Origin of the sequence: Burkholderia sp. 4M9327F10 (assembly GCF_005503145.1) — a bacterium.
Taxonomy (GTDB): Bacteria; Pseudomonadota; Gammaproteobacteria; order Burkholderiales; family Burkholderiaceae; genus Paraburkholderia.
The window spans coordinates 70,215-95,534 of the sequence record NZ_SCNV01000030.1 but is presented as its reverse complement, the minus strand read 5'-3'; the positions used below and the strand labels follow the sequence as shown (position 1 = coordinate 95,534).

Annotated in this window: 22 protein-coding genes; 14 read left to right on the top strand and 8 right to left on the bottom strand. The window is 63.8% G+C overall.

Annotated elements, in window-relative coordinates; translation table 11 throughout:
* The first annotated feature begins 135 nt into the window (after nucleotides 1-135).
* Nucleotides 136-1,512: a gluconate:H+ symporter gene (locus FFS45_RS24580; RefSeq protein WP_137957231.1), complete on the top strand. Its 1,377-nt coding sequence runs from the start codon at nucleotides 136-138 to the stop codon at nucleotides 1,510-1,512.
* 139 nt (nucleotides 1,513-1,651) lie between these two features.
* Nucleotides 1,652-1,942, top strand: a complete 291-nt coding sequence (locus FFS45_RS24575) for a DUF1272 domain-containing protein (protein ID WP_137957230.1) — start codon at nucleotides 1,652-1,654, stop codon at nucleotides 1,940-1,942.
* A 25-nt stretch (nucleotides 1,943-1,967) separates the two neighbouring features.
* Here FFS45_RS24575 and FFS45_RS24570 read toward each other — a convergent pair whose 3' ends face one another.
* The gene (locus FFS45_RS24570) at nucleotides 1,968-2,171 is read right to left on the bottom strand and encodes a zf-HC2 domain-containing protein (protein WP_137957229.1); all 204 of its coding nucleotides are present in this window, start codon (nucleotides 2,169-2,171) and stop codon (nucleotides 1,968-1,970) included.
* Complete coding sequence (locus FFS45_RS24565; protein ID WP_137957238.1) at nucleotides 2,158-2,766, bottom strand: RNA polymerase factor sigma-70; 609 nt, start codon at nucleotides 2,764-2,766, stop codon at nucleotides 2,158-2,160. The genes FFS45_RS24570 and FFS45_RS24565 overlap by 14 nt, the downstream gene beginning before the upstream one ends.
* 503 nt (nucleotides 2,767-3,269) lie before the next feature.
* On the opposite strand from FFS45_RS24565, the gene FFS45_RS42790 reads away from it, so the two are divergent.
* Nucleotides 3,270-3,404, top strand: coding sequence for a hypothetical protein (locus tag FFS45_RS42790; RefSeq protein WP_283204773.1), 135 nt, complete (start codon nucleotides 3,270-3,272; stop codon nucleotides 3,402-3,404).
* Nucleotides 3,405-3,865: 461 nt separating this feature from the next.
* The gene (locus tag FFS45_RS24560; protein ID WP_137957228.1) at nucleotides 3,866-4,417 is read left to right on the top strand and encodes an NADPH-dependent FMN reductase; all 552 of its coding nucleotides are present in this window, start codon (nucleotides 3,866-3,868) and stop codon (nucleotides 4,415-4,417) included.
* A gap of 123 nt (nucleotides 4,418-4,540) precedes the next feature.
* Here FFS45_RS24560 and FFS45_RS24555 read toward each other — a convergent pair whose 3' ends face one another.
* Complete coding sequence (locus FFS45_RS24555; protein ID WP_137957227.1) at nucleotides 4,541-5,491, bottom strand: hypothetical protein; 951 nt, start codon at nucleotides 5,489-5,491, stop codon at nucleotides 4,541-4,543.
* Nucleotides 5,492-5,727: 236 nt separating this feature from the next.
* The gene (locus FFS45_RS24550) at nucleotides 5,728-7,998 is read right to left on the bottom strand and encodes an ATP-binding protein (RefSeq protein WP_137957226.1); all 2,271 of its coding nucleotides are present in this window, start codon (nucleotides 7,996-7,998) and stop codon (nucleotides 5,728-5,730) included.
* Nucleotides 7,999-8,679: 681 nt separating this feature from the next.
* On the opposite strand from FFS45_RS24550, the gene FFS45_RS24545 reads away from it, so the two are divergent.
* The 8 genes from FFS45_RS24545 to FFS45_RS24510 all read left to right on the top strand — a co-directional run bounded on the left by FFS45_RS24545 (nucleotide 8,680) and on the right by FFS45_RS24510 (nucleotide 16,355).
* On the top strand, nucleotides 8,680-9,048 hold the full coding sequence (locus FFS45_RS24545; RefSeq protein ID WP_137957225.1) for a response regulator: 369 nt from the start codon (nucleotides 8,680-8,682) through the stop codon (nucleotides 9,046-9,048).
* Complete coding sequence (locus FFS45_RS24540) at nucleotides 9,041-9,664, top strand: chemotaxis protein CheC (RefSeq protein ID WP_137957224.1); 624 nt, start codon at nucleotides 9,041-9,043, stop codon at nucleotides 9,662-9,664. The genes FFS45_RS24545 and FFS45_RS24540 overlap by 8 nt, the downstream gene beginning before the upstream one ends.
* The gene (locus FFS45_RS24535; protein WP_137957223.1) at nucleotides 9,661-10,599 is read left to right on the top strand and encodes a diguanylate cyclase; all 939 of its coding nucleotides are present in this window, start codon (nucleotides 9,661-9,663) and stop codon (nucleotides 10,597-10,599) included. Before FFS45_RS24540 ends, FFS45_RS24535 begins: the two co-directional genes overlap by 4 nt.
* Nucleotides 10,600-10,827: 228 nt before the next feature.
* Complete coding sequence (gene hpnD, locus FFS45_RS24530) at nucleotides 10,828-11,676, top strand: presqualene diphosphate synthase HpnD (RefSeq protein ID WP_137957222.1); 849 nt, start codon at nucleotides 10,828-10,830, stop codon at nucleotides 11,674-11,676.
* Nucleotides 11,676-12,941, top strand: coding sequence for a hydroxysqualene dehydroxylase HpnE (hpnE, locus tag FFS45_RS24525; RefSeq protein ID WP_137957221.1), 1,266 nt, complete (start codon nucleotides 11,676-11,678; stop codon nucleotides 12,939-12,941). Before hpnD ends, hpnE begins: the two co-directional genes overlap by 1 nt.
* Complete coding sequence (gene shc / locus FFS45_RS24520; protein WP_137957220.1) at nucleotides 12,938-14,914, top strand: squalene--hopene cyclase; 1,977 nt, start codon at nucleotides 12,938-12,940, stop codon at nucleotides 14,912-14,914. Before hpnE ends, shc begins: the two co-directional genes overlap by 4 nt.
* Before the next feature lie 86 nt (nucleotides 14,915-15,000).
* Nucleotides 15,001-15,660, top strand: a complete 660-nt coding sequence (locus FFS45_RS24515) for a phosphorylase (protein WP_249362910.1) — start codon at nucleotides 15,001-15,003, stop codon at nucleotides 15,658-15,660.
* Between the two features lie 218 nt (nucleotides 15,661-15,878).
* The gene (locus FFS45_RS24510) at nucleotides 15,879-16,355 is read left to right on the top strand and encodes a hotdog domain-containing protein (RefSeq protein WP_137957218.1); all 477 of its coding nucleotides are present in this window, start codon (nucleotides 15,879-15,881) and stop codon (nucleotides 16,353-16,355) included.
* 36 nt (nucleotides 16,356-16,391) lie between these two features.
* Here the strand turns inward: FFS45_RS24510 and FFS45_RS24505 are convergent, their stop codons facing one another.
* Entirely contained in the window at nucleotides 16,392-17,456 is a 1,065-nt protein-coding gene (locus FFS45_RS24505; RefSeq protein ID WP_137957217.1) for a VacJ family lipoprotein, read from the bottom strand.
* Nucleotides 17,453-20,080 carry an MMPL family transporter gene (locus FFS45_RS24500; protein WP_137957216.1) on the bottom strand — a complete coding sequence of 876 codons (2,628 nt, stop codon included), beginning with the start codon at nucleotides 20,078-20,080 and terminating at the stop codon, nucleotides 17,453-17,455. The genes FFS45_RS24505 and FFS45_RS24500 overlap by 4 nt, the downstream gene beginning before the upstream one ends.
* Nucleotides 20,081-20,257: 177 nt before the next feature.
* Here FFS45_RS24500 and FFS45_RS24495 point away from each other — a divergent pair, with 177 nt between their 5' ends.
* Nucleotides 20,258-20,863, top strand: coding sequence for an ABC transporter substrate-binding protein (locus tag FFS45_RS24495; protein WP_137957215.1), 606 nt, complete (start codon nucleotides 20,258-20,260; stop codon nucleotides 20,861-20,863).
* A gap of 764 nt (nucleotides 20,864-21,627) precedes the next feature.
* On the opposite strand, the gene hpnH is transcribed toward FFS45_RS24495, so the two are convergent.
* Nucleotides 21,628-22,779: an adenosyl-hopene transferase HpnH gene (gene hpnH / locus FFS45_RS24490; protein ID WP_137957214.1), complete on the bottom strand. Its 1,152-nt coding sequence runs from the start codon at nucleotides 22,777-22,779 to the stop codon at nucleotides 21,628-21,630.
* 10 nt (nucleotides 22,780-22,789) lie between these two features.
* Nucleotides 22,790-23,734: a 4-hydroxy-3-methylbut-2-enyl diphosphate reductase gene (ispH, locus tag FFS45_RS24485; RefSeq protein WP_137957213.1), complete on the bottom strand. Its 945-nt coding sequence runs from the start codon at nucleotides 23,732-23,734 to the stop codon at nucleotides 22,790-22,792.
* 367 nt (nucleotides 23,735-24,101) lie between these two features.
* Between ispH and FFS45_RS24480 the strand changes: the two genes are divergently transcribed.
* Entirely contained in the window at nucleotides 24,102-25,277 is a 1,176-nt protein-coding gene (locus FFS45_RS24480) for a glycosyltransferase (protein ID WP_137957212.1), read from the top strand.
* Nucleotides 25,278-25,320 lie beyond the last annotated feature (43 nt).

The window sequence follows — 25,320 nt, the reverse complement described above, 5'->3', positions numbered from 1 at the left end:
CGCGACTTACGCCAGGTGCCGAAACTCGCCCGGCCTATCCGCACCACACTTGGCTGCGCCTTGGCGCCGCCGCCCGCTACAATCGCCGTCATCCGCGCATAGCCGCCGCGGCGTCAATCGACAAAAAGGGAAATCGTGCATTTACCGACAACACTCGCGCCGTGGTCGCCCCACGACACTCAACTGATCCTTTCGTGCGTGCTGGGGCTTGCACTGATCATCGTTTTCATTAGCGTCCTGAAACTGGCCCCGTTTCTGTCGATCCTGGTTGGCACCTTCGCGGCCGGATTTGCCGCCGGCCTGCCGCTCGAAGCGGTGGCCAGCGCATTCAGCAAGGGTGCAGGCGCACTTCTCGGCGACGTGGGCATCATCATTGCGCTTGGGGCGATGCTCGGCGCGCTGATGGCCGACTCCGGCGCGGCCGACCGGCTGGTATCGACCATCCTCAAGCATTCCACGCCACGCCTCTTGCCGTGGATGATGGCGCTGGTGGCGATCATCATCGGTCTGCCGCTGTTCTTCGAAGTGGGTCTGGTGATGATGGTGCCGATCATCTTCGTGATGGCGCGCCGCTCCCAGCAACCCATCCTGCGGATCGCGATTCCCGCGCTGGCCGGCATGACGACGCTGCACGCGCTGCTGCCGCCGCACCCGGGTCCGCTGATCGCCGTCAGCGCCTTGCACGCCGATCTTGGCCTGACGCTCGGTCTCGGTCTGATCGTCGCGATTCCGGCGGTGATTCTGGCGGGACCGCTGTACGGCATCTGGCTATCCAAACGCATGCACGTAGCCGAACCGGAGGAAATGGGCAAACTTTTCACGGCCCAGACCGATACGGCCGAGCCCCCGAGCTTCGCCATTTCGCTGATCACAATCCTGTTGCCGGTCATTCTGATGTTGGGCCGTACCGTCGCCAAGCTGCTGCTTCAGCCGGAAACGTTCCTCTTTAATGCGCTCAACTTCCTTGGCGAACCGTTGGTGGCCCTCGGTCTGACCGTTCTGTTCGCGATCGTGGCGCTCGGCTGGTCGCGTGGCATGCCGCGCGACCGCGTGAGCGGCATCCTGCGCAAAAGTCTGCCGCCCATCGCTGCCCTGCTGCTCACTATCGGTGCCGGCGGTGGCCTCAAACAGGCGCTCGTGGTGGCTGGTATCAGCACGACCATCGGCAAGATCGCGGTGGGTGCGCACATGCCTTTGATCCTGCTCGCGTGGCTGATCGCCGTTGCGTTGCGTCAGGCGACCGGTTCCGCCACCGTGGCCACAACGACGACGGCCGGGATCGTCGCACCGGTCGTACTGGGTCTCAGTCCGGCGCACAATTCGCTGATGGCGCTTGCCATTGGAGCAGGCTCGGTGTTCTTCTGCCACGTGAACGATGCAGGCTTCTGGATGGTGCGCGAATACTTCGGCCTGAAGCTGAAGCAGACCGTGTTCGTCTGGTCGATCCTGCAGACCATCGTCTCCGTGGTCGGTCTTGCGCTTACCCTGGTGCTGTGGGGCGTGCTGACCTGAACCGAAGGCGCCAGCCCATGCGTCGCTGGCCGCGATGGATAGATGCCGGATCGGCACATCGCGAGTCCAGCGGCGGCTTTCTCTGCGTGGCACTGAAAGTTGTGACGCGCGGCTTTTCTACCTGAATCCGGAGTCTGCGATGCTGGAACTGAGACCGTCCTGTGAACGCTGCGGCAAGAACCTGCCGCCCAATGCTCCCGACGCCATGATCTGCACCTTCGAGTGCACGTTCTGCGAGGTTTGCGCGTTGAGCGCGTTGTCCAACGTATGTCCCAATTGCGGCGGCAACTTTCAGCATCGGCCCATCCGTCCGCGCGCGATGCTCGCGAAACGTCCCGCCAGCACTGAGAAGCACGCGCCGCATGTCGACGAGGCCGGGCACGCGGCCTTTCTCGAACGGTATCGCCTGACGCCGCCCGGCGAGCGCTAGGCGGCCGGCTCAGCGCATCCGGACATTAGTCATCCGAACGAATATCTTCGTTGCTATCGAGACCGCTGATCTCACGTGAAGCGGCCCGCAGCAGACTGATGTGCTTGCGGTAATTACGGCAGCCGCTGCAGGTCGGCAGATGCAGGCCGACCGCAATCCACTCTCCTGCGCGCAACGGCCGATCGAGCGCGTCCGACAGCAGACGCGTGATGTTTTTACACTTCCCCATGCGCATCCTCTCTGGAAAGGCCCTTTTCGGTCAGGCAAGTGCGCAGCCTCAGCCGCGCACGGTAGATCAGGACACTGCAATGATTGGCGGTCAGTTGCAATTCGGTGCAGATCTCGTCGGTCTCCAGGTCGAGAAACTCCCGCATCATGAAAACGCGTCCAATTTGCTCCGGCAAGTGATCGAGGCACATTTCGAAGAGTTGCCAGAACTGCTGCTGGCGTAACGCGGTTTCAGGCGTCGGCCAGGGGCGCGGTTTGGCTTCGCGGGACCAGTGGCCGTTGTCCTTGAAGAGTTCGCGGTCGAGTAGCGCTTCGTCTTCGAGTTCGGAGTCGAGGTCCGCCAGGCTGACGGTGCGCTTGCGGGCGCGCAGCGTGTCGACCAGCTTGTGACGCAGAATGCCGAACACCCAGGTCTTGTGCTCCGACTGCGCGGCGAACCGGTCGGCTTGTGACCACGCGGCGGCCAGCGCCTCCTGGACGGCGTCTTCAGCGGCTGCGGCATCGCGCAGCTGCAACCGGGCGAAGCGCAACAGGTCATGCCGCAGTTTCGTGAGGTAAAGCGGGTCGTCGAAAGCGGGGCCGCCCGTCTGCGTCATGCGAGCCTCCGCGGCCGTACGGAATCTGGGTGTGACATGACCGGCATTCGCGCCAGCCTGCCGCGCCAGCCTGAGCGTTCTGATAAATCGGTGGTCTTCATGGGGGGATATTTTTCTGGGCGCCCGAAATGGACTTGGCGCCGATTCTCTCGCACGTTTCTGCCGGAGCAAACTGGAATTCAACACGGCGCCGCCCATACCGGTGACCTCATCAGGCCTTGGTCGGCTTGACGGCGAATTTATGACAGCCGCAGCGCTAGAAATTTATTATTTCGCAATTTGAAAGTAGTTGTCCGGTCCAATACCTGCTCTACCCTGTTGCACCGGCTTTGGCCCGCATGGGAGCCTCTTTGGCCGCGCCATTGAAAGGCGATTATTGCATTTTCAAAGAGAATATCTTCACGACTTCGCGGTTTTTATGTAGATGCTTCATCGATATTCTTCAGCCACCAAATCGATCGTTCCGCGATCGCAAAACCCACGCTGAGTTGAGGAATTTCACCATGAAACGCATCCTGTCCGCCCTGATCGCTTCTGTTGCCCTGTTCGCCGCTGTGTCGGGTACTGCCAATGCTGCTGCAGCTCCGGCCAAGTGCGACGGCCCGGCTTCGTACTGCAACGTGTTCTTCGGTCAGTAGTCGCTTCCAGCCACGCGGCGCGGCTTACCGCGCGGCTTGCGGATACGCGAGCAATGGGCGCCTTCGGGGCGCCCATTTTTATTCAGCAAAGCCCGCTTCCACGCCGGAGATGCCCGAGCGACGGGTCGAAGCGGCCGTCAGCACCCTCGACGCATCCTGTTACGATTTCTCATCGATTCTTAACAAAACGGTCATTTGCCTTAAATCGTCTCAGTCCGGGGACGTGCTTGACTGGAAAGGCAAATCCCTCACTTATCCACAAGGTTATTCAGCGAAATTGTGGATAACTTCCGGGCGCCTCAGGTTATCCACCGGGCAGCGTCGCCGAGACGATGCCGCCCCTTATTTCGCCGCTCGATGATCGCGCTTTTCGGCCGCGTTCACTCAGTTCGCAGCGCTACCGCATATGATTACAGCGCAGACCTTTCGCGCTGCGCGCGCTCTCACTGAGGAAACAAACCATGGCCCTTCATATCGCCGTTGTGGTTGGCAGCCTGCGCCGGGAGTCGTACAACCGGCAACTGGCACAAGCGCTGATTTCTCTCGCTCCCGCTGATTTTTCCTTCGAATTTCTCGACATCGGCAGCTTGCCGCTTTACAGCCAGGACTATGACCCGGACTTTCCGGAAGTTGCCCGGCAGTTCAAGCAAAAGGTAGAAGCCGCCGATGGCCTGCTATTCGTCACCCCCGAGTACAACCGCTCGATCCCTGGCGTGCTGAAGAACGCGCTGGACTGGGGTTCGCGCCCGTGGGGCTCGAATTCCTGGGCGGGCAAGCCGGGTGGACTGGCGGGCACGTCGGTGGGCGCGACCGGCACGGCGTTGAGCCAGCAGCATCTGCGCAATGTACTGTCCTACCTGGACGTCGCGATGCTCGGTCAGCCGGAAATGTTTATCAAGCACAACCCGGCGACAATCGACGCCAACGGCAACATCCTCAATGACGACACCCGCAAGTTCCTGCAAACGTTCGTCGATCGCTATGTTGCGTGGGTGAAGCGGTTTGCGGGCTGAGCAGCAGGCCGCGCTGGCCGCTGGATCTTCCTGGATTGCTCCGGCATCGCACAGGCCGGGCGGCGCGATGCCGCCCGTTTTCTGCGTGTAGCGCCGCGCCGTTGCGTGGCGCGCCTCGCCAGATCACACGTGATGGTGCCCCGTCACGCGATCCCAACCGTGCCGCACCGCGGCCTTGAAGCGTTCCCACGTATCGGTCGCAGCGGGTGAGGTGGCCTCCCAGTGACGCCGGGCCTCCGGTTCCACGTCTTCCCACACGCGGTCGCGATAGTGCATGTCGCGGGCGATGGTGGCGCCGTACCGGTAAGCGGGCACATAGTCCTCGTACCGGTTATCGCCGCTCGCGTACTGCTCGTCGTAGTGATTACGGAAGTCCTCTTCGTATTCGAGAAATTCATCGGGGATCGTTTCACCTTCCACGGGCTCCGGCTGACGCGCCGCCGGGGCGACATCAACGGGCGTAAACACCGCGCCGAAGCCTGGCGCGCTACCGGCAGCGATGGTATTGAGCGTCGCCGCTTCGCTGAGCGGCGACGCTCTCGGCGGCTCTTCGGCGCGCGGCTCGGCCGACGCGGCCGGCATACCCGGCGCCGGATCGCTGCGGGTGCTTGCCGGGTGACGCGGCATGGGCGCCGGGGCCGCGCTGCTCAGGCCGAGTTCGTCGAGCACCGAGTGTTCGCGGCGTGCGTCCGGATCGTCCAGTGCCGCATCCCAGCCCGGCGAACGCTCGCCGATATCCGTGGCGCCCAGCCGCACCAGCGTATTGCGGGCGAGTTCGGCATGCGCTTCGCTGGCGGCATTCACGCACACCAGCACCGCGCCGCGCCGCACGGCGTCTGCGTAACGCTCGGCCTCGGCCGTGCGCGGTTCCTTGGCGAACAGGCTGGCAATGAAACGCTCGATATTGGCGAGGACGCCTGGGCCGGCCGCGGCGTTGTCCGCTGCGCTGGCAGAGGGTATCGGGTTCGCTTGCAGCTCGATGGTGTCGGAGGCGAAGCCCGTCTGCACAAGCGTATCGCGCGCGCTTTCCGCCAGGGTGTAGGTGTCGAATAAACCAATCACAGTATGTCGCATGGCCGTCTCCCCATGTTTTCACCAGGCCGCCGCCGCAGTTGTGCGGCACCTTCCTTCATGCGCAGCCGCAACGATCGTGCCGGGAAGCGCGGCGTGACGCCGGAGGCATTGCGGCCGGGCTGGGGCGCGCGTGGGAAGGACCTGCTGAGGACGCCTGCGGGCGGTTGGCCGGTAAGCAGGCGAGGCGCTTTTACAAAAATCGGTAATTCGCGCTGATCCGAACGCGGTCGCAGGGCTCAATCCGCGGCATGCGTGCTGGTTTGCGTCAGATCGCGCTGAATATCCTGCAGCAGCTTGTCGAGCAAGGCGATATCGAAGGGCTTCGACAGCACCCGCACGTCGACATGACGCGCGCGGTCGAGCTCTTCCGCGTAGCCTGTCACGAGAATTATCGGCAGGCGCGTTTCGAACGCCTGCACTGCTTCGGCAAGATCGATACCGTTCGTCGCGCCCGGCATGTGGATGTCGGAGATGACCAGGTCGAAGGGCAGCAGTTCGCCGGTTCGCGCCTGCTTGGCGTGGGCGTCGTCAAAGAGGCGCAGCGCCGTATCGGCGTTGAATACGCAGGTGACCTGGTGGCCCATCATCTGTAGCAAGGCTTCGGTGCCGGCGGCGACTTCGTCGTTGTCCTCGACCAGCAGGATGCGCAGGCCTTGCGGGGTGCCCGCCTCCTCGACCTTCGGCTCGTTGGCGGGGCGCTCGATCTCCGGCACGGCTGCCGCACGCGGCAGGTAGAGGCGCACCGAGGTGCCCGCGCCGATCGCACTGTCGATCGCGGCGAGCCCGCCGGAGCGTTCGCAGAATGCGAATACCTGGGGCAGGCCGAGGCCCGTGCCCATGCCTTTCGGCTTGGTCGTAAAGAGCGGTTCGAACGCCCGGGACAGCACTTCCGGCGGCATGCCGACGCCGGTGTCCTCGAGCGAGAGCTGCACGAACTCGCCGGTGAGCGGAAAGCCGTCCTCGTGGCGGAACGTGATGTTGGCCGCTCGCACCGTGAAACGGCCGCCGTTGGGCATCGCGTCGCGTGCATTGACGGCGAGGTTGATCAGCGCGAGTTCGAGCTCGGCGACGTCGACCCGCATCGGCCAGACGTCGGTGCCGATATCCATCACAAGCGAGATCTTTGCGCCGAGCGACGCGCGCAGCAGTTCACGGCAGGCCGGCAGCCACCGGTCGACGGCGAGCGTTTCGTTGCGCAGCGGCTGCTTGCGCGCCACGCCGAGCAACTGGCGCGTGAGCGACTGGCCGTTCTTGAGCGCCCGCTCGATGGCAGAGAGCTCGCGGTCGAGCCCCGGCGCACCGCGCCGCCTTGCGATCTGCACGTTCGCGGAGACGATCATCAGCAGGTTGTTGAAATCGTGCGCGACACTGCCCACCAGATTGCCGAGTGCCTCCATCTTGCGCGACTGCCGGTAGGCGGATTCGATCGAGCGGCGCATCGACGCCTCGGCCTGCCAGCGCTCCCACGCTTCCTCTTCTGCGCCCAGACGCCGCAGCGACAGCCAGATCACGCACCACAACACGATCGAAGGCGTGAACATGGAAAGAATCAGCACGCTCAGATGACGGTACCAGCCCGCCCAGATCGCCGAGGTGCGGTAGCCACACGACACGTACACCGGGTAGGAACCGACACGCCGGTAGGCGACGATCAGATTGTCGTTGTCGAACACCGAGCGCAGCCGCACCACGCCGGCGCGGCTGCCCTGGGCGAGGGCGTCGGTGAACGGCGTGTGCGGCCGGACGGCGGTGGGCTGGCCCGGCGCGGACGGGTAGTGGGCGAGAATCGAGCCGTCGGCGCGGGTCAGGCTCATGGTCATCGGCGTGTCGTTGCCGCCGAGCAGTTCCTGATAGAAGGCGGTGAAATAACCCGGCCGCAGCGCGACGGAAACCACCCCCGCGAAGGCGCCGTCGAGATCGCGCCGCGCCACGCCGGTATTGAAGACGTTTTCGCCGGCGACCTGACCCACCATGTCCTTCGAAATGTGTTCGAGCACCTTGCCGTCGCGAATGCCGGTGAAGTCGTCGCGTTTCGCAATCGACACCGGCGGGGCGGGATAAAAACGGCTGCTCGCGAGCAAGGTGCCGTCCCGGCCAAAAATCGACACCGCGGCGACCTGCGGATAGCCGCCGCCCATGGTGCCCAGTTTCGCGTGGATATCGGCCTGGCGCGTGCGGATGCCGTCGTCGTCAAGGCCTTGCACCAGGTCCACGACGCGCGCATCGAGCGCTTCATTCATGTCGAAGACTTTCAGCGCATGCTCTTCGGCCACGCGCACGGTGCGCAGCGTCAGATCGGTGGCGTCGGCTTCGCGGTCGCGCAGATCGCTGAACGCCATGGCCACGACGTACACGCAAGGCAGGACGATGGCCGCCACCAGCAGGGCGATCAGCGTCATGCGCCGGACATGGAAATTCTGCTCTGGCACAACCGGGAACAGCGTCTCGTCCTCAAGGTTAGAGGAGAGGCGGCTCGCTTCGCGCGGCTCGGACCGGTCGAGTGTCATCTTCAATACCGCAGCAATCGTCTGGGACGGGAAATCTTACAGTTACCATAATACGAGAACCCGGAATTTGCAGCGCAGGATCTCCAGGGGCGGTAAGAATAGACCGCAGCGGACGGGCGGAAGTTTTTCTCCAAACAGTGAGGAATCTGGAAGCGCAAACGTACACAAAAGTATAAACGGCGTAATTTTCACGCTTTAAGATTTGAAATGTCTCTCAATTGATGTTGTGTGAGTCATTTATGTTCGTTAAATCCATTTTGGCGAGTTGCCTTTTCGTCAGTTTAATTTGAGAATCTTGCCACGATAAATATTGCGTCCGCCATGTTCGGACGCTTGTGCCGCGAGGGCCAGCCAGATAACGCACATCAAGCGTGACGGAGGGGGTTCGCGGAAACGCGTGCGGCAGGTTGTTGATTGACTTCCGATCCACTCGGCCGCGCAGAACCACCTACGGGGTAGGTCCGAACATGCCGGTCATCGTTATCGTCCTGCGTGCGCTTATGCGCATCCGCATCGTTTCCGTCGCATGCGCCCGCGCGTGCGCTGCTCCCTGCTTTTCGCAATCTGCATACCCGCTCGCGCCGGAGTATCCTTCGGGCCTATCCTGTTCAGCCGGCTAAAGAATCCCTGATCCGCGCCGTTAACGCGACCGAGCCAATCCCGCTTTTAGACCCCTCCGCCATGTCATTGCCCATTGTGATCGCCGATGATTCGCTGCTTGCACGCAAGGTGCTCACAAAGGCGCTGCCTCCGGATTGGGATGTGGACATCAGCTATGCCACCAACGGGCGCGAAGCGCTCTCGCTGTATCGCGAAGGCAAAGCGTCCGTCATGTTCCTCGACCTGACGATGCCGGACCTGACCGGCTATCAGGTGCTGGAGGCGTTGCAGCACGAAGATCTGAACACGTTCGTGATCGTCGTGTCTGCCGACGTGCAACCGATGGCCCAGGCGCGCGTGCGCACGCTCGGCGCCGTTGCCTTCATCGCCAAGCCCGTCACCCCCGAGGCGGTACTACCCATCCTCAAGGAGTACGGGTTGTATGTCTGAGCCAGTCCTCAACGAAGATCGGCGCGACGCCCTGCAGGAGGTTGCCAACCTCGCGATGGGCCAGGCCGCAACGCGCCTTGCGCGCTTGCTCGATACGTTTATCGAGTTGTCGGTGCCGCGGGTGCAGGTCGTGGAGATAAGCGAGGCGGCGGCGGCCTTGCGCGAGATGACCGGCATCCACGAGGCGGTGAGTGCGGTGCGCCAGGGCTTTCGCTCCGACATCAAGGGCGAGGCGCTGGTGATCTGCCGCAGCGGCAGCATCGAGCAGCTTTGTGCGCTGGTGAACGACCCGTATCCGCGTTCCGCCTACGAGAAGGTCAGCGAAGAAGAGCTGATTTTCGACGTCGCCAACGTGCTGACGGGCGCATGCGTCTCGTGCATTCTCGAACAGCTCGGCCGCACGCCGGTGTTTTCGGCGCCTGGGCTGCTCGGCGAATCGATGTCGCTCGACGACGTGTTCCAGCCCGGCGTGCTCGCCTGGGAAGTCGCGCTGCTGGTCGAAGTCAATTTCGCGCTCGAAGACCAGAGCTTCCGCGCCCACCTCGTCATGCTCATGGCTGAAGAGTCGATCCGCCATATGAATCACGCGCTTGACGCGTTGCTGTCCAGTCTATGAATGTTCCCCCAGCTTCGTTGAGCGATCTCGTTGTCGAGCGTGTTGGTTTCGGCATCTTTGTCCTCGATCGTGAAATGAACGTGTTGATGTGGAACCGGTTCATGCAGGACCACAGCGGCCTGTCCGCTGAGAAGGTGGTCGGCAAGTCGATCTTCGCCAGTTTCCCCGAGTTGCCGCGCGTGTGGCTGACCCGCAAGCTCGAGAGCGTGTTCCAGCTCGGCAGCTTTGCCTTCAGTTCGTGGGAGCAGCGCCCCTATCTGTTCAAGTTCGACCATGACCGGCCGATTACCGGCGGTGTCGATTTCATGCAGCAGGATTGCACCTTCATGCCGCTCACACGCGAGCGCGAAGTGGTGGCCGTGTGCGTGACCATCTCCGACGTGACGCACGTGAGCATCGTGCAGCGTGAACGCGAAGAGGCGGTCGCCAAGCTGCAGGAGTATGCCGATCGCGACGGCCTGACCGGCATTGCGAACCGGCGCTATTTCGAGGCGCGGCTGCGCGACGAATACACGCGCTGGCAGCGCTACGGCGGCGACATGTCGGTGCTGCTGTTCGATCTGGACCACTTCAAGAAGATCAACGACCAGTTTGGCCACGGGGTCGGCGACACCGTGCTGCGCGAGATGGCGCAACGGGTCGCCCAGGTCGTCAGGGTGCAGGACACGTTCGGCCGCTTCGGCGGCGAGGAGTTCGCGCTGCTGCTGCCGTGCACGCCGATCCAGGATGCCATGCTGGTGGCCGAGAAGATCCGTCATACGATTGGCGACACGCCGGTCGAGGTGCAGGGCGTCAAGGTGCCGGTGACGGCGAGCGTCGGCGGCGCCGCGGCCCGGGTGGGCGTGCCGAACTACGACGTGCTGATCAACGAAGCCGATGCCGCTCTCTACAGCGCCAAGCGCCAGGGGCGCAACCGCTCGGTCGCGTTTATCTGACCTGTCGTGTGTCCTCGCGGGAGGGGCGGCGCAGCGCGTGTAACCCGCCATCACGGCGGATTCCGCCCTTGAACTGCGGTGTCTCGCAAAGATTGTTATACTTTTCGCCGTTTCCGGTAACCCTTGCCGGTGTATTCGCGCGTGTCCGCGCGCGTCGCTTGCCCTGCGGGCAGGCACGAATCCTGACTTCTTGACCGCCTCCAGAGGGGCCCCTCAGCGGAGATCGTCTTGGCTGTTTCCAATCTTGTCGTGGACGATACAGAAACCGACGCCGCTGCCGCCACATCGGGCAGCTCGTTCTATCTTGCGATGCGCATCCTGCCGGCTGCGCAGCGCGATGCGATGTATCAGGTCTACGCTTTTTGCCGCGCTGTCGACGATATCGCCGACAGCAACCTGCCGCGCGCCGAGCGCTCGGCCGGGCTCGAGCGCTGGCGCGCCGATATCGACGCGTGCTATGCGGGCGCGCCGCGTCCTTCGCTGCGCGCGCTGACGCGGCACATTCACACGTTTCATCTGCAACGCGAAGATTTTCACGCGATGATCGACGGCATGGCCATGGACGCCGCCGCCGACATCTGCGCACCGGATGAGGCCACCCTCGACCTGTATTGCGACCGGGTGGCGAGCGCCGCCGGCCGTTTATCGGTGAGGATATTCGGGATGCAGGAGGAGCCGGGCCGTTTGCTGGCGCATCACCTGGGCCGGGCGCTGCAGTTGACCAACATCCTGCGCGATATCGACGAAGACGCGGGTATCAACCGCTGCTATCTGCCGCGCGAACTGCTTGCGCTCGAGGGCATTGCGACCCATAGCCCCGAGGCGATCGTCGACGATCCGTCGCTGCCGCGCGTCTGCGCGAAGCTGGTCGCGCAGGCCCGCGAGCACTTTGCCAGGGCCGACGCCATCATGGACGGCGTGCCGCGCAACCAGGTGCGGGCTCCGCGCATCATGTCCGGGGTCTATCGCTGTCTTCTCGATCGCACCGTTGAGCGCGGCTTCGATCTGCCGCGCACGAAAGTCAGCAAGCCGCGTGCGCGTCTGCTGTGGATCGTCGCCCGGTACGCGCTCTTCTGATGCCGAAGCTCGTCCACGTGATCGGCGCGGGCCTTGCCGGCCTCGCCGCTGCCGTGCAATTGCAGCGGCGCGGCGCGCAGGTTGTGTTGCACGAGGCGGCCTCGCAGGCTGGTGGACGGTGCCGCTCGTATTACGACCGCACGCTCGGCATGACGATCGACAGCGGCAATCACCTGGTGCTGTCCGGTCATGAGGCGACGCTGAATTACCTGCGCGCGATTGGTGCGGCCGACGAGCTGACCGGCCCGGCGCTGCCCGAATACCCGTTCGTGGATCTTGCCAGCCGCGCCCGCTGGACCGTGCGGCTGTGGGCTGGGCGCTTGCCGTGGTGGGTGTTCGATCCGGCCGCGCGTGTGCCGAACACCCATCCGAGCGATTACCTGACGCTCGCGCCGCTGCTGTTTGCCAAGCCCGGCCGGAGCATGGCGCAGACCATGCGCTGCGACGGCGTGCTGTGGGACCGTCTGCTGCAACCGCTGTTCCGGATCATGCTGAACCACGAGCCGCGCAGCGCGAGCGCGGAACTGGCCGCTGCCGTGGCGCGCGAGACGCTCGTTGCGGGCGGTCCCGCGTCGCGGCCGCTGCTGGCGCGCAACGGCCTGAGCAGCGCTTTTGTCGAGCCGGCCTTGCGGCTGTTGCAGCATGGCGGCGCGGCAATCCGGCTCGATGCGCAGTTGCAGGCCATGGAGTTCGATGCGGCCGGGCGTATCGGCGCGTTGCAGTTTGGGGAGGAGCGCATCGCCCTCGAAGCCGGTGAGTCTGTCGTGCTGGCGGTGCCGCCGGCGGTGGCGCAAGCGCTCGTCCCCGGCTTGCAGGCGCCGCGGCACGCTAGCGCGGCCCTTAACCTCCACTTCGCGGTCGAACCGCCGTTCGGCGTGCCGCGGCTGATGGGCCTGCTGAACGGCACGGCCGAGTGGCTGTTTGCCCATGAAGGGCGGCTTTCGGTGACGATCAGCGGCGCTGACCGTTTGCTGGATACCGCGCACGAGACACTCGCGAAAACGGTCTGGGCCGAAGTCGCCCAGGCCGCCAGCCTGCCGCCCGAGCCGATGCCGGCCTGGCAGGTCGTGAGCGAACCCCGCGCGACCTTTGCGGCGCTGCCCGGTGAAGAAATGCGCCGGCCGGCCACGCGCACACGCTGGAATAACCTGATGCTCGCGGGAGACTGGACGGCCACCGGCCTGCCCGCGACGATCGAAGGGGCGATCCGCTCCGGCCAGAAGGCCGCGGATACGCTGCTGAACGAACCGATGGAACGCAGATGAACGATCTTTCCCAAGTCCCGACCACGAGCGACGACTCACACGACTCCGCCGCGCTGGAAGCTGCAGTCACCCGCGCGACCGACGCGATCCTCGCGGCGCAACGCCCGGATGGCCACTGGGTCTACGAACTCGAAGCCGACGCGACGATTCCCGCCGAATATGTGCTGCTGGTCCACTACCTGGGCGAAGAGCCGAATGTGGAACTGGAGCAGAAGATTGCGCGCTATCTGCGCCGCATCCAGTTGCCTGACGGCGGCTGGCCGCTTTTCACCGACGGCGCGCTCGACGTCAGCGCCAGTGTGAAGGCGTACTTCGCGCTGAAGATGATCGGCGATCCAGAGGACGCCGAGCATATGCGCCGCGCCCGCGAGGCGATTCTCGCGCATGGCGGCGCTGAAGCGTCGAATGTGTTTACGCGGATTCTGCTGGCGCTGTTCGGCGTGGTGTCGTGGTACGCCGTGCCGATGATGCCCGTCGAAATCATGCTGCTGCCGCAGTGGTTCCCGTTCCATCTGTCGAAGGTGTCGTATTGGGCCCGCACGGTGATCGTGCCGCTGCTGGTGCTCAACGCGAAGCGGCCGGTGGCGCGCAACCCGCGCGGCGTGCGCATCGACGAACTGTTCCACGGCGCGCCCGTCACGACCGGCCTGCTGCCGCGGGCGGGGCATCAGAGCCAGGGCTGGTTCACCTTCTTCCGTGGCGTGGATAACGTGCTGCGCCTGGTCGACGGCCTGTTTCCGAAGTACACACGCGAGCGCGCGGTTCAGGCAGCCGTCGCCTTCGTCGACGAACGTCTGAACGGCGAAGACGGCCTTGGCGCGATTTTCCCGGCCATGGCCAACTCCGTCATGATGTATGACGTGCTCGGCTACCCGGCCGATCATCCGAATCGCGCTATTGCCCGCCAGTCGATCGACAAGCTGCTGGTCATCAAGGACGACGAAGCATATTGCCAGCCGTGCCTGTCGCCGGTGTGGGATACCTCGCTCGCGGCGCACGCGCTGCTCGAAACGGGCGACCCGCGCGCCGAACAGGCGGCCGAGCGCGGCCTGCAATGGCTGCGTCCGCTGCAGATTCTGGACGTGCGCGGCGACTGGATTTCGCGCCGCCCGAACGTGCGTCCCGGCGGCTGGGCGTTCCAGTACGCGAACCCGTACTATCCGGACGTCGACGACACGGCGGTGGTGGTGATGGCCATGCACCGCTCGGCCGCGCTCACGCAATCGAACGTCGACCGCGAAGCGATTGCCCGCGCCCGCGAGTGGGTGGTCGGCATGCAGAGCAGCGATGGCGGCTGGGGCGCTTTCGAGCCGGAAAACACCCAGTACTACCTGAACAACATCCCGTTCTCCGATCACGGCGCATTGCTCGATCCGCCCACTGCGGACGTGTCGGGCCGTTGCCTGTCGATGCTCGCGCAACTGGGCGAGTTGCCGGCCAACAGCGAGCCGGCGCGCCGCGCGTACGACTACATCCTCAACGAACAGGAGTCCGACGGTAGCTGGTATGGCCGCTGGGGCATGAACTACATCTACGGCACGTGGACGGCGCTCTGCGCGCTGAATGCGGGCGGTATCGCTCACGACGATCCGCGCGTGAAACGCGCGTCGCAGTGGCTCGTGTCGATCCAGAACGAAGACGGCGGCTGGGGCGAGGACGGCACAAGCTACAAGCTCGACTACCGCGGCTACGAACGCGCGACGAGCACGGCATCGCAGACGGCCTGGGCGCTGTTGGGGCTGATGGCGACGGGTGACGTCGAGCATCCGGCGGTGGCGCGCGGCGTCGGGTACCTGCTGCGCGAGCAACGCGAACATGGCCTGTGGGACGAAACCCGCTTCACGGCCACGGGCTTTCCGCGCGTGTTCTATCTGCGCTACCACGGCTATCGCAAGTTTTTCCCGCTCTGGGCGCTGGCGCGCTACCGTCAATTGAAGCGTGATGGCGTGACGCGCGTCGTGGTTGGGATGTGATGCTGTCTACGCCTACCCGCCCTGCCACCGTGAGGCCGTCCTCGTCGTCCCAGTCCGGCGCCCTGCCCGTGATCGCAGTCACCGGGATGGCCTTCGAGGCGCGTATCGTGCGCGGCGAAGGTATCGAAGTCGTGTTTGCGGCGCGCGCCGATCTCCTCGAACGGGCGCTGAGCGCGGCGCTCGCACGCGGTTGCTCGGGCATCATCAGCTTCGGCACGGCTGGCGGCCTTGCGCCCGATCTCGAGCCGGGTGCGGTGGTTGTCGCCAATGCCGTCGAAGGTCCGCTCGGCCGCTTTGCCACCGACGTGCTCTGGTCCGAGCGCCTCGCCGCAACCCTGGCCGCCACCCCGCTTGGCGCACGCTTGCGGCGTGGCCTGGTGGCGGGCGTCACGGCGCCGCTCACCGGTGCTGACGACAAAGCCATGCTGCACCGGTCGAGCGGTGCGCTCGCGGTCGACATGGAATCGCACATTGCCGGCGCCATCGCCGCCGCTCAGGGCGTGCCGTTCGCCGTCTGCCGGGCGATTGTCGACCCGGCGTGGCGCACGCTGCCGCCGGCCGCCACGGCCGGCCTGCGCGACGACGGCAGCACTGCGATTGCGCCGATCCTGCGCGAACTGCTCAAACAACCCTCGCAACTCGGGCCACTGCTGCAGGTCGCCTCAGATGCACGCGCCGCCCGCACGGCGCTGGTTCAGGCGCGCCACGCACTGGCCGCGGCCGGTGCGCTACAGCGGGCCGGCTGAACCGGGCGCGCTAGCTGGACGCGCTAAGCCTTGCGTTGTACGCAAGACAGGTACGCCAACCGAGGTGGCCTGTCATGGCCGCCTGAAATGACCCCAAAAGCCCGCTCCGGGCTTTTTTTGTATCCTAGGGAAAACCCTTATATTTGGTATAATCTAGGTATTAACCCTAGGTTCCGATTACGGCACCGGCCTGCAACACCTCACGCACGGGATACCAGATGAATTTCCACACCAGAAAATGGGTCAAGCCCGAAGACCTCAACCCGAACGGCACCCTGTTCGGCGGCAGCCTGCTGCGCTGGATCGACGAAGAAGCGGCGATCTACGCGATTTGCCAGTTGGACAACCAGCGCGTGGTGACCAAGTTCATGTCGGAGATCAACTTCGTCAGCTCGGCGCGCCAGGGGGACATTATCGAACTGGGGATGACGGCGACGCACTTCGGCCGCACCTCGATCACATTGCGCTGCGAAGTGCGCAACAAGATCACCCGCAAGAGCATTCTCACGGTTGAAAAGATGGTGTTCGTGAATCTCGACGCAAGCGGTGAGCCGGCGCCCCACGGCCGCACGCAGATCCGCTACGCCGACGAAGCGTTCCAGCGCTACCGCGCGGGCTCGGACCCGGCGAACTCGCCGGTGGCGAGCGCTGAAGAAACGGTGGCGGCGCGCCTCGAAGCCGATACGATGCACTGACTTCGGTTTGCGGCGCGCCACGCAGGCAGTGACTGCTTACTGCTTGGGCGGGACCGCCGCCGGCGTGCCGGAGGCGGCTGCCGCCGATGCTGCTGCCGGGGCGCTGGCAGCCTTCGCCGAGCTTGCGCTGACCGCGGGGCTCGCCGCTGTGCCCGGCGCGGCGTCTGAGGCGCCTGAGGTGCCTGAGGTGCTGTTACCCGGTGCTGCCGGCGCCGACGAATCGCCCGGATCGGTGTAATTCGGCAAGCCTGCCGGCTCTGTACCCGACGCGCCGTTAGCCGGTGCCGCCGGCATCGACGCATCACCTGGATCGCTATAGTCCGGCAAACCGGAAGGCGCGGCCCCCGACGCTCCCGATGCCGGCGCCGCACCTGCCCCGCCCTGCGCGTCCGGGTCGCCGTAATTCGGCAGCGGCGCAGGCGTCGAGCCGGAGCCGCGCAGCAGCGACTGGCGTTGCTGCGTGTAGGCGTCGCGCACGAACGAGTACTTGTCGAGCGCAGCCGCCTCCAGCAGGCTGGACGCGCCAAGCAGATCCGCACGCGCGCTAATGAACTGCGCGATATACATCGGATTGCGGACCGCCGGCTCCATGTAGTGGATCAGGTTGAAACGGAAGTCCACCACATAGCCCGTGCTGTCGCGCACCGAGCTCGGTCCGAACAGCGGCAGCACGAGGTACGGGCCCGCAGGCACGCCCCAGCGGCCGAGCGTCAAGCCGAAGTCTTCGTGGTGTTTCGGCAGGCCGGCCGGCGTGGCGAAGTCGAGCAGACCGCCAATCCCGAACGTCGAGTTCATGGCGAAGCGCATGACGTCTTCGGTCGCATCCGTGATCTTCAACTGCAGCAGGTTGTTTGCAGCGTTACCCAGATCGCCCAGGTTCGAGAAGAAGTTGCTGATGGCCTGGCGCAGCGGCTGCGGCGTGACCTTCTGATACCCCTTGGCCACTGGCTGGGCGATGGTGCGGTCGAGTGCGTCGTTGAACTTGAAGATCTGACGGTTCATCGGTTCCAGCGGGTCGCCCGGCTTGCGGTCGGGACCCGTTGCACACCCCGACATCGCACCCGCGAGGAGCAGAGCCAGGGCTGTGGTTCGCATCTTCATTTCGTGATTCCTTGCTTTTCTTTCGATGCGCGACGCGCGCGCGGCTTACCCATCAGGACGGGTTGAAATACCACAGCGCCGATTAGCGTGCAGAAGAGCGAGAGCGCGAGCAGCCGCCCCATGCTCGACGTGCCCGGATGATGCGACAACCAGAGGCTCCCGAACGCAGTCGCGGTGGTGGCCGCGCTGAACATCACGGCATGGGTGAGACTCGACTGCAACAGGCCCGTCTGCCCGTTGCGCCACGCCATGACAAAGTAAATCTTGAATGCCACGCCTACACCCAGCATAAGCGGCAACGCGATGATATTGGCGAAATTAAGTGGCATGCCGAACACAACACACAGTTCCAGTGTCACCAACGCTGATACCAGCAGCGGAATCAGCGTGCGCATCACGTCGCCGATGCGCCGCAGCGCCAGCCACAAGAGGATGGTGATGGTCAGCAGTGCCCAGCCGGCCGCTTGCAGGAACGCCTTGATGATGACGTCTGCCGAATGCAGGATCGAAATCGTGCCGCCGATCGCACCCGGTTCCGTGGCCTTCACCGCGCGTGCGAAGCGGCGCAGCATCGTATCGTCGCCGGGGTCGGCGCCTGGCAGGACCTTGGGCGCGATATCGACCAGCGCACGGCCGTCGGCCGCGACCCAGTCGCGCGAGATTTCGGGCGGCAAGGTGGCGCGGGTGATTTCGCTGGGCTGCAGCAACTCGGTGAGTTGCTGCAGTGCGATCTTCAAGGTGTCGGACATGGCCGTTTCCGCGCGGTCGCGCGTGGCGGCATTGGCGGCGGCGAGCTTTTGCAGCGTCGCCGACAGGTGCTGCGCTTCGGCCGCGCCAGGACCCGGATGATCCTCTGCGGCGAGCGCCAACTGGTTCGCCACCCGCTTCAATGCGGCGACGCGCAACGCGTCGCTCGAAGGCGCCGCGGGCGTCTGCGTCAGCGCGGGCAATAGCTGCTGCGCGGCGCTGTTGATGAGCAGCAGCTTTTGCGTCTGGTCGTCCGGAATGAAGGTGCTCAGCGTCGTGACGCGGCCCACTTCCGGCAGCTTCTTCAAACGCGCGGCGATCTGATCTGCGGCGGCGAGCGAAGGCGCCAGCACGTGCACGTTGTTGACCGCGGCTTCGGGCGAATCCTTGAGCGACAGCAGGGTTGCCATCGATTCCGTATGCGGGTCTTTCAGGTGCAGCGGATTGAAGTCGAAGCGCAGATGGGTCAGCAGCGGCAGCGCCCCCACCACGACCACCAGCGTGCCGATCAGGACCGGCTTGCGGTTGCGGTCGAGGAAATCGTCGACGGGAGCCAACTGCGTAAACCCTGGCGAGCCGGCTTCGCCGGGCGGATTGAAGATCTTCAGGAGTGCCGGGAACAGCGTCATGTTGGTCAGATACGCGACGAACATGCCGACACCGGCGATCTGCCCCAACTCCGCGACACCCCGGTAGGCGGTGGGCAGGAACGAGAAGAACGCCTCGGCGACAGCGACTGCGGCGAGCGTCAACGGCACGCCGATGGTGTGCGCGGTGTTGACGAGCGCGGCGCCCAGACGGTCGTCGCGATAACGCTCCTCGCGGTACTTGACGCCGAACTGGACGCCGAAGTCGATCCCGAGCCCGACGAACAGCACCATGAACGCAACCGAGATCATGTTGAGCGCGCCGACCATCATCAGGCCGAGGGCGGCGGTGATGGCGAGGCCGACAAACAAGGTGATGAACACGGCGACGATGATGCGGCCCGAGCGCAACGCGAGCCACAGGATCACCAGAACCACGATGAAGGTAATGATGCCGTTCAGTGCGGCGCCATCCTGCACCGAAGCGAATTCTTCGTCGGCGAGCGGCTGTTCGCCGGTCAGGCGGATCGATGCGCCATAGTGGGCGCCGAGATCGAGCGACGCGGCGGTGGCGCGGATAGCCGCCGAGGCGCGCGCCCCGGGTTCGAGCGCACCGTAATCGACGACCGGCTGCACCGTGATGAAGGCGCGGGCGGGGTTGGTGGAGACGTCCTTGTCGACCAGTGCACGCCATGAGAACGCGGCAGGCTGACCAGCGAGCACCCGGTCGAGCACGGTGGCGCTTTGCGAGAGCAGACGGCTCATGTCGCTGAGCTTGACCTGGCCGAGCTGGAGGGGCAGCAGAAGGCTGGTGTTGAGGACGCCCGCGAGACCGGTGAGGCTGGGGTCTTTGGCGAGCGCGTTGACGAGCGGGCGGGACTGAACGAGCTGGCCGGTGGTGGACTGCACCTCGTCGAGCGACGGGAACAGCAGGCCGTTGTGTTCGAAGAACGGACCGCCGGCCGGTTGGGTCACCGCGACGAACTCCTTGGGCTGCTTCTTGAGCGCGGCGGTGAGCGCGTTGGCGGCCGCGTCGGCGAATTCGGGGGCCTGCGCTTCCACCACGACGAGGACGGTTTGGCCGCGTTGCGGGAAGGCGTTGTCGATGGCGTCATCGAGCGACGTCCAGGCCTGGTCGTTTTCGACGAGACGGCTGATATCCGTATTGATCTTGAAGTGACCGGCGACGTAGAAGCCGCTCAGGATCGCGAGGACGAGCGAGAGGAAGATGACGCGCAAAGGGCGGCGTACCGACCAGGCGACGAGACGGACGATAAATGACTTCAGCATGTAGGCGAATGGGGCCCTGTCACGGATGGCGTTTTTGGCATAAGGGCATAAGTATACCGACGTGGGGCTGAATGGCTCAGGTTCTGGGGCACGGACGGGACGCCAAAATCGGTATACTCACTTGCAGCATGGCCCGGCGGGTCATCCAGCTGTCATATTTACGGTCCTGATGAGCTTATGAAACGTTATTTGTCTGCTTTTCTTGCAACTGCGGTGGTTTCCACTGCGGCTTTTGCGCAAACTGCGCCTGATGCGGTGGTCAAGAGCGCTGTTGAAGGCACGGTCAGCGCGATGAAGGCCGATCCCCAGGCACGCAGCGGCGACATGGGCAAAATCACCCAGGTGGTGGTAACACATTTTGTGCCTGCAACGGATTTTCAGCGTACGACGCGGATTGCTGTGGGCAAGGCATGGACTACAGCGACGCCGGAGCAGCAGAAGCAGCTGTACGAGCAGTTTCAGACTTTGCTGGTGCGGACGTATGCAGCTTCACTCGCGCAGTTACGAGACCAGGATGTGACGTTTAAGTTCGCCCAGGCGAGCGTGGCGGCGGGTGGTAAGGATGCTGTGGTGCAGTCGCACGTGTTGAGCAACGGCGGGGATGATGCCGTTGGGTATCGGATGGAGAAGACGGATTCCGGCTGGAAGGTCTATGACATCGATATGATGGGGGCGTGGTTGATTCAGGTTTATCAGACGCAGTTTGCTGATCAGCTTTCCAAGGGGGGGGTTGATGGGCTCATCAAATTTTTGACTGAGCATAATGCTCGGAGTGCTGGGTAGTTTTGCCTGCGGCGGCTTGATGTTTGGTTGGTGTTCTTGTGGTGTTGGCCTTTCCTTGTTGTGTTATTGGTTTATTAGCGTTGCCCCTGTGCGGGGCGGCACCTACTTTTCTTTGCCGCCGCAAAGAAAAGTAGGCAAAAGAAAGCGGGCTGCAACCGCCAGCCCGTAGTGAGCCATCTAGGTCCGCCACCGGGAACGGCCCAAGACAAGACCCGCCCTCGCACCACTCCCCTCAGTGACAAAGCATTCATCCGCTCCAGCGTCGCGCTGCGCGCCCCGCCGTTGGGCATAACGGCCTCTTCAAGAAAATTAGGCATTCTAAGTATTCCGGCGCCCTGCTTTCCCATGCAAACCCATCCGCGACGCACGAAGTGCGGAGTGGGGTGGATGAGTGCTGTGCCACTAACGGGGGTGGTGCGAGGGCGGGTCTTGTCTTGGGCCGTTTCCCGTAGCAGACCGGGATGGCTCACTACGGGCTAGCGGTTGCAGCCCGCTTTCTTTTGCCTACTTTTCTTTGCGGCGGCAAAGAAAAGTAGGTGCCGCCCCGCACAGGGGCAACGCTAATAGACCGATAACAAAGCAAGGAAAGGCCAACACCCCAGGAACAACAACCAATATCAAGCCGCCGCAGGCAACTCCCCCGAACGAGAACCAAAAAAAGCAAAAAGCGCACCGTCAAAAAAAACCCGATGCGCTTCAAGCAAAACAACAATAGCACCAGCAAAAAGAGGAAGCCCCAAGAAGGGCCCCCAAGCGGGCAGCTTTTAATGAGCCGCAGCAGCCTGAACCTTCTTCCCCTTGCCAGCCCGCCCAATCTCCTCCAGCTTGATCTCAACATGCCGCGAGAAAACATACTCAGCGGGCCGTTGCTTATCCAGAGGAATATCCTTAACGAACTCACCAGTAGTCTTAGGCCCGCGCAGCGAAACCTTAAAAGCCTTCAACGGATGAGTAACCGTATCCATGACAGCGGTAGCTTCAAACCCACAGTGCACCATGCAGTCAGCACACTTTTCATAGTTACCCGTGCCGTACTTCTCCCACTCCGTGGTCTCCATCAGTTCCTTGAAGGTCTTCACATACCCTTCGCCGACCAGATAGCACGGCTTCTGCCAGCCAAACACCGTACGCGCCGGATTACCCCACGGCGTGCATTGGTACGTCTGATTCCCCGCCAGGAAGTCGAGGAACATCGCCGACTGGCTAAACGACCAGTTCTTGCCATTGTTGCCGCGCTTGAAAATCTCGCGGAACAGATGTTTCGTCTTGTCGCGGTTCAGGAAGTGCTGCTGATCCGGCGCGCGCTCATATGCATATCCCGGCGAGACGGTGATGCCGTCCACGCCCATTTCCTTGACCGTATCGAAGAACTTCGCGACGCGCTCCGGCACGGCGTCGTTAAACAGCGTGCAATTGATGTTGACGCGGAAACCGCGGCGCTTCGCTTCCTTGATCGCGGCAACTGCCTTGACGTACACGCCTTCCTGTGACACCGAATGATCGTGCGCCTGCTCGTCGCCATCCAGATGCACCGACCAGACGAAGTACGGGTTCGGCTGGTAGTCGTCCATCTTCTTTTCCATCAGCAGCGCGTTCGTGCACAGGTACACAAACTTCTTGCGCGCGATGATGCCCTTCACGATCTGCGGCATTTCCTTGTGCAGCAGCGGCTCGCCGCCTGCAATCGAAACGACCGGTGCGCCGCATTCGTCCACGGCGCCCAGACACTCTTCAAGCGACAGGCGCTGGTTCAGGATGGGATCCGGATAGTCAATCTTGCCGCAACCATTGCAGGCGAGATTGCAGCGGAACAACGGCTCGAGCATCAGTGCCAGCGGATAGCGCTTGTTGCGCGACAGGTGCTGACGCATGATGTATGCGCCAACCCGGACTTTCTGGAGCAACGGAATAGACAAGGTGTCCTCCTTAAACTTCGCGTGCGGCGAGAGGTTGCGTCAGCTTTGACGGCAACTTGAACTCAACTTTTTCTTCACGGCCCGCCATCGTCGATACTTCGACAGGCCCCAATGCGCGCAGCGCATCGATTACGTTTTCAACCATTTCTTCTGGCGCCGAAGCACCTGCGGTGATGCCGACGGTCTGCACATTCGCAAACCACTCCGCCTTCACTTCCGAACCGTCCGCGACCAGATAGCTCGCTACGCCGGTTTCGCTGCCAATCTCGCGCAGCCGGTTCGAGTTCGAACTGTTCGTTGCGCCCACCACCAGTAACACCTGAACCTGCGTGCTCAGTTCGCGCACCGCGGCCTGGCGGTTTTGCGTGGCATAGCAGATGTCCCGCGTATCCGGGCCGACGATGTTGGTGAAGCGGCGCTGCAATGCGTCGATGATGCCGCGCGTATCGTCCACCGACAGCGTCGTCTGCGTCACGTAGGCGAGCGGCGCGTCGATCGGCAGGTCCAGATGCGCGACTTCCGCCTCGCTTTGCACCAGCAGCACCTTGCCGGGGATCTGGCCAATCGTGCCTTCGACTTCAGGATGCCCCGCGTGGCCGATCAGGATCAGCGTGCGGCCGGCGCCTACGTACTGGCGCCCCTGCACGTGCACCTTGGTGACGAGCGGACAGGTCGCGTCGAGCACGTCCAGGCCGCGCTCTTCCGCAGCGCGTTCAACGCTCTGGGCCACGCCGTGCGCGCTGAAAATCGCCACGGCGCCTTCCGGCACCTCATCGAGTTCTTCGACAAAGCGCGCCCCTTTTTGACGCAAGTTGTCGACCACGTGCCGATTGTGGACGATTTCGTGACGCACATACACAGGTGCGCCGTGTTGCTGCAACGCGCGATCGACAATTTCGATCGCCCGGACCACCCCCGCACAAAAGCCGCGGGGTTGAGCAAGGATGACTCGCATAGGCTGCCGAACTCCGACTGACGCAGGTTTCGAGGAAGTCGGTAAAAACGACTTAATCGCCGCGACCATGATATTAATTGATGTCTAAAACCCGGCGTAAAACCGGTAGACGAAAACCAAACGCGCATTCTAACGCTATCGGGCGTGCTTTGCTCTGGTGCGGTCCTTACGAAGTGGCCTATAAGCCCCGTCCAGCAATAATTGCGCACTGCAGTCCCGGGGCGGAACCCTTAAACTATGAGGCCTCGCGGTGAATGCTTACAGTCGCATTACCGAAAGGATGATTTGTTGTCACGGCGCGCGCGCTCGCGATGTGGCTGTCCCGGCGCGTCAGCATGCGCGCTACTTCGATTGAGGGCAACGCGTAATGCAGGTGGTTCTGTTTGTTCTGTCGTGTCTTTCGTTACTGATCTGGTGTGTGCTGCTGTTTTTCCGCGGCGGATTCTGGCGCGCGCGTCCCGCCGCGCCGCTCGCCAGCGCGGCGCGGGACGCCTGGCCGGCGGTGGCCGCCGTGGTGCCGGCGCGTAACGAAGCCGATGTGATCGCGCAGGCGGTCAGCACGCTGCTCGCCCAGGAATACCCGGGTCCGTTCCATGTGATCGTGGTCGACGACCACAGCACTGACGGCACGGCCGACGCGGCCCGCGCCGCCGCGCTGCAACTGCAGTGCCCCGACCGCTTGACGGTGCTCACAGCGAAGCCGCTGCCGCCGGGCTGGTCCGGCAAGGTCTGGGCGCAGTCGCAAGGTATCGAGGCAGTGCGCACGCTCGGCCTGCCGGCCGACTTTCTGTTGCTTACCGACGCCGATATCGGCCACCCCGCCGATGCCGTGACGCAGCTCGTCGCGCGTGCCGACGCGGAGCAGCGCGACCTCGTCTCCCTGATGGTGCGGCTGCGCTGCGACTCGTTCTGGGAAAAGGCGCTGATTCCGGCTTTCGTGTTCTTCTTCGCCAAGCTGTACCCGTTCTCGTGGGTCAACAATCCGCGCAACAAGACGGCGGCGGCGGCCGGCGGCTGCATGCTGGTGCGGCGCACGGCGCTTGAAGAAGCGGGTGGCATCGAGTCGATCCGCGCCGAGCTGATCGACGATTGCAGTCTCGCCGCGCGCATCAAGCATCGCGGCCAGGGCCATCATCCGATCCGGCTGGACGTGGCGGCGCGCAGTGTCTCGTTGCGTCCTTACGACAACTGGCGTGAGATCTGGAACATGATCGCGCGCACTGCGTTCACGCAGTTGCACTACTCGGCGTGGCTGCTGGCCGGGACGCTGGCGGGCATGACCATCATCTATCTGATCCCGCCGGTCGCAGCGCTCGCGCTCGGGCCGTTGTGCTGGCCCGCGTGGCTCGCCTGGGCGGCAATGTGCTGCGCCTATGCGCCGATGCTGCGCTACTACGGCCGCTCGCCGCTATGGGCGCCGTTCCTGCCGCTGGTGGCGCTGTTCTATGTGGGCGCGACGTTCGCGTCGGCGGTGCGGTACTGGCGCGGCAAGGGCGGTCAATGGAAGGCGCGCGTGCAGGCGCCGGTGCAGCAGGATCGCTAAGGCCGCGAGGGGCAGGATAGCGCCAGCTCCGGCGGTGGCAACA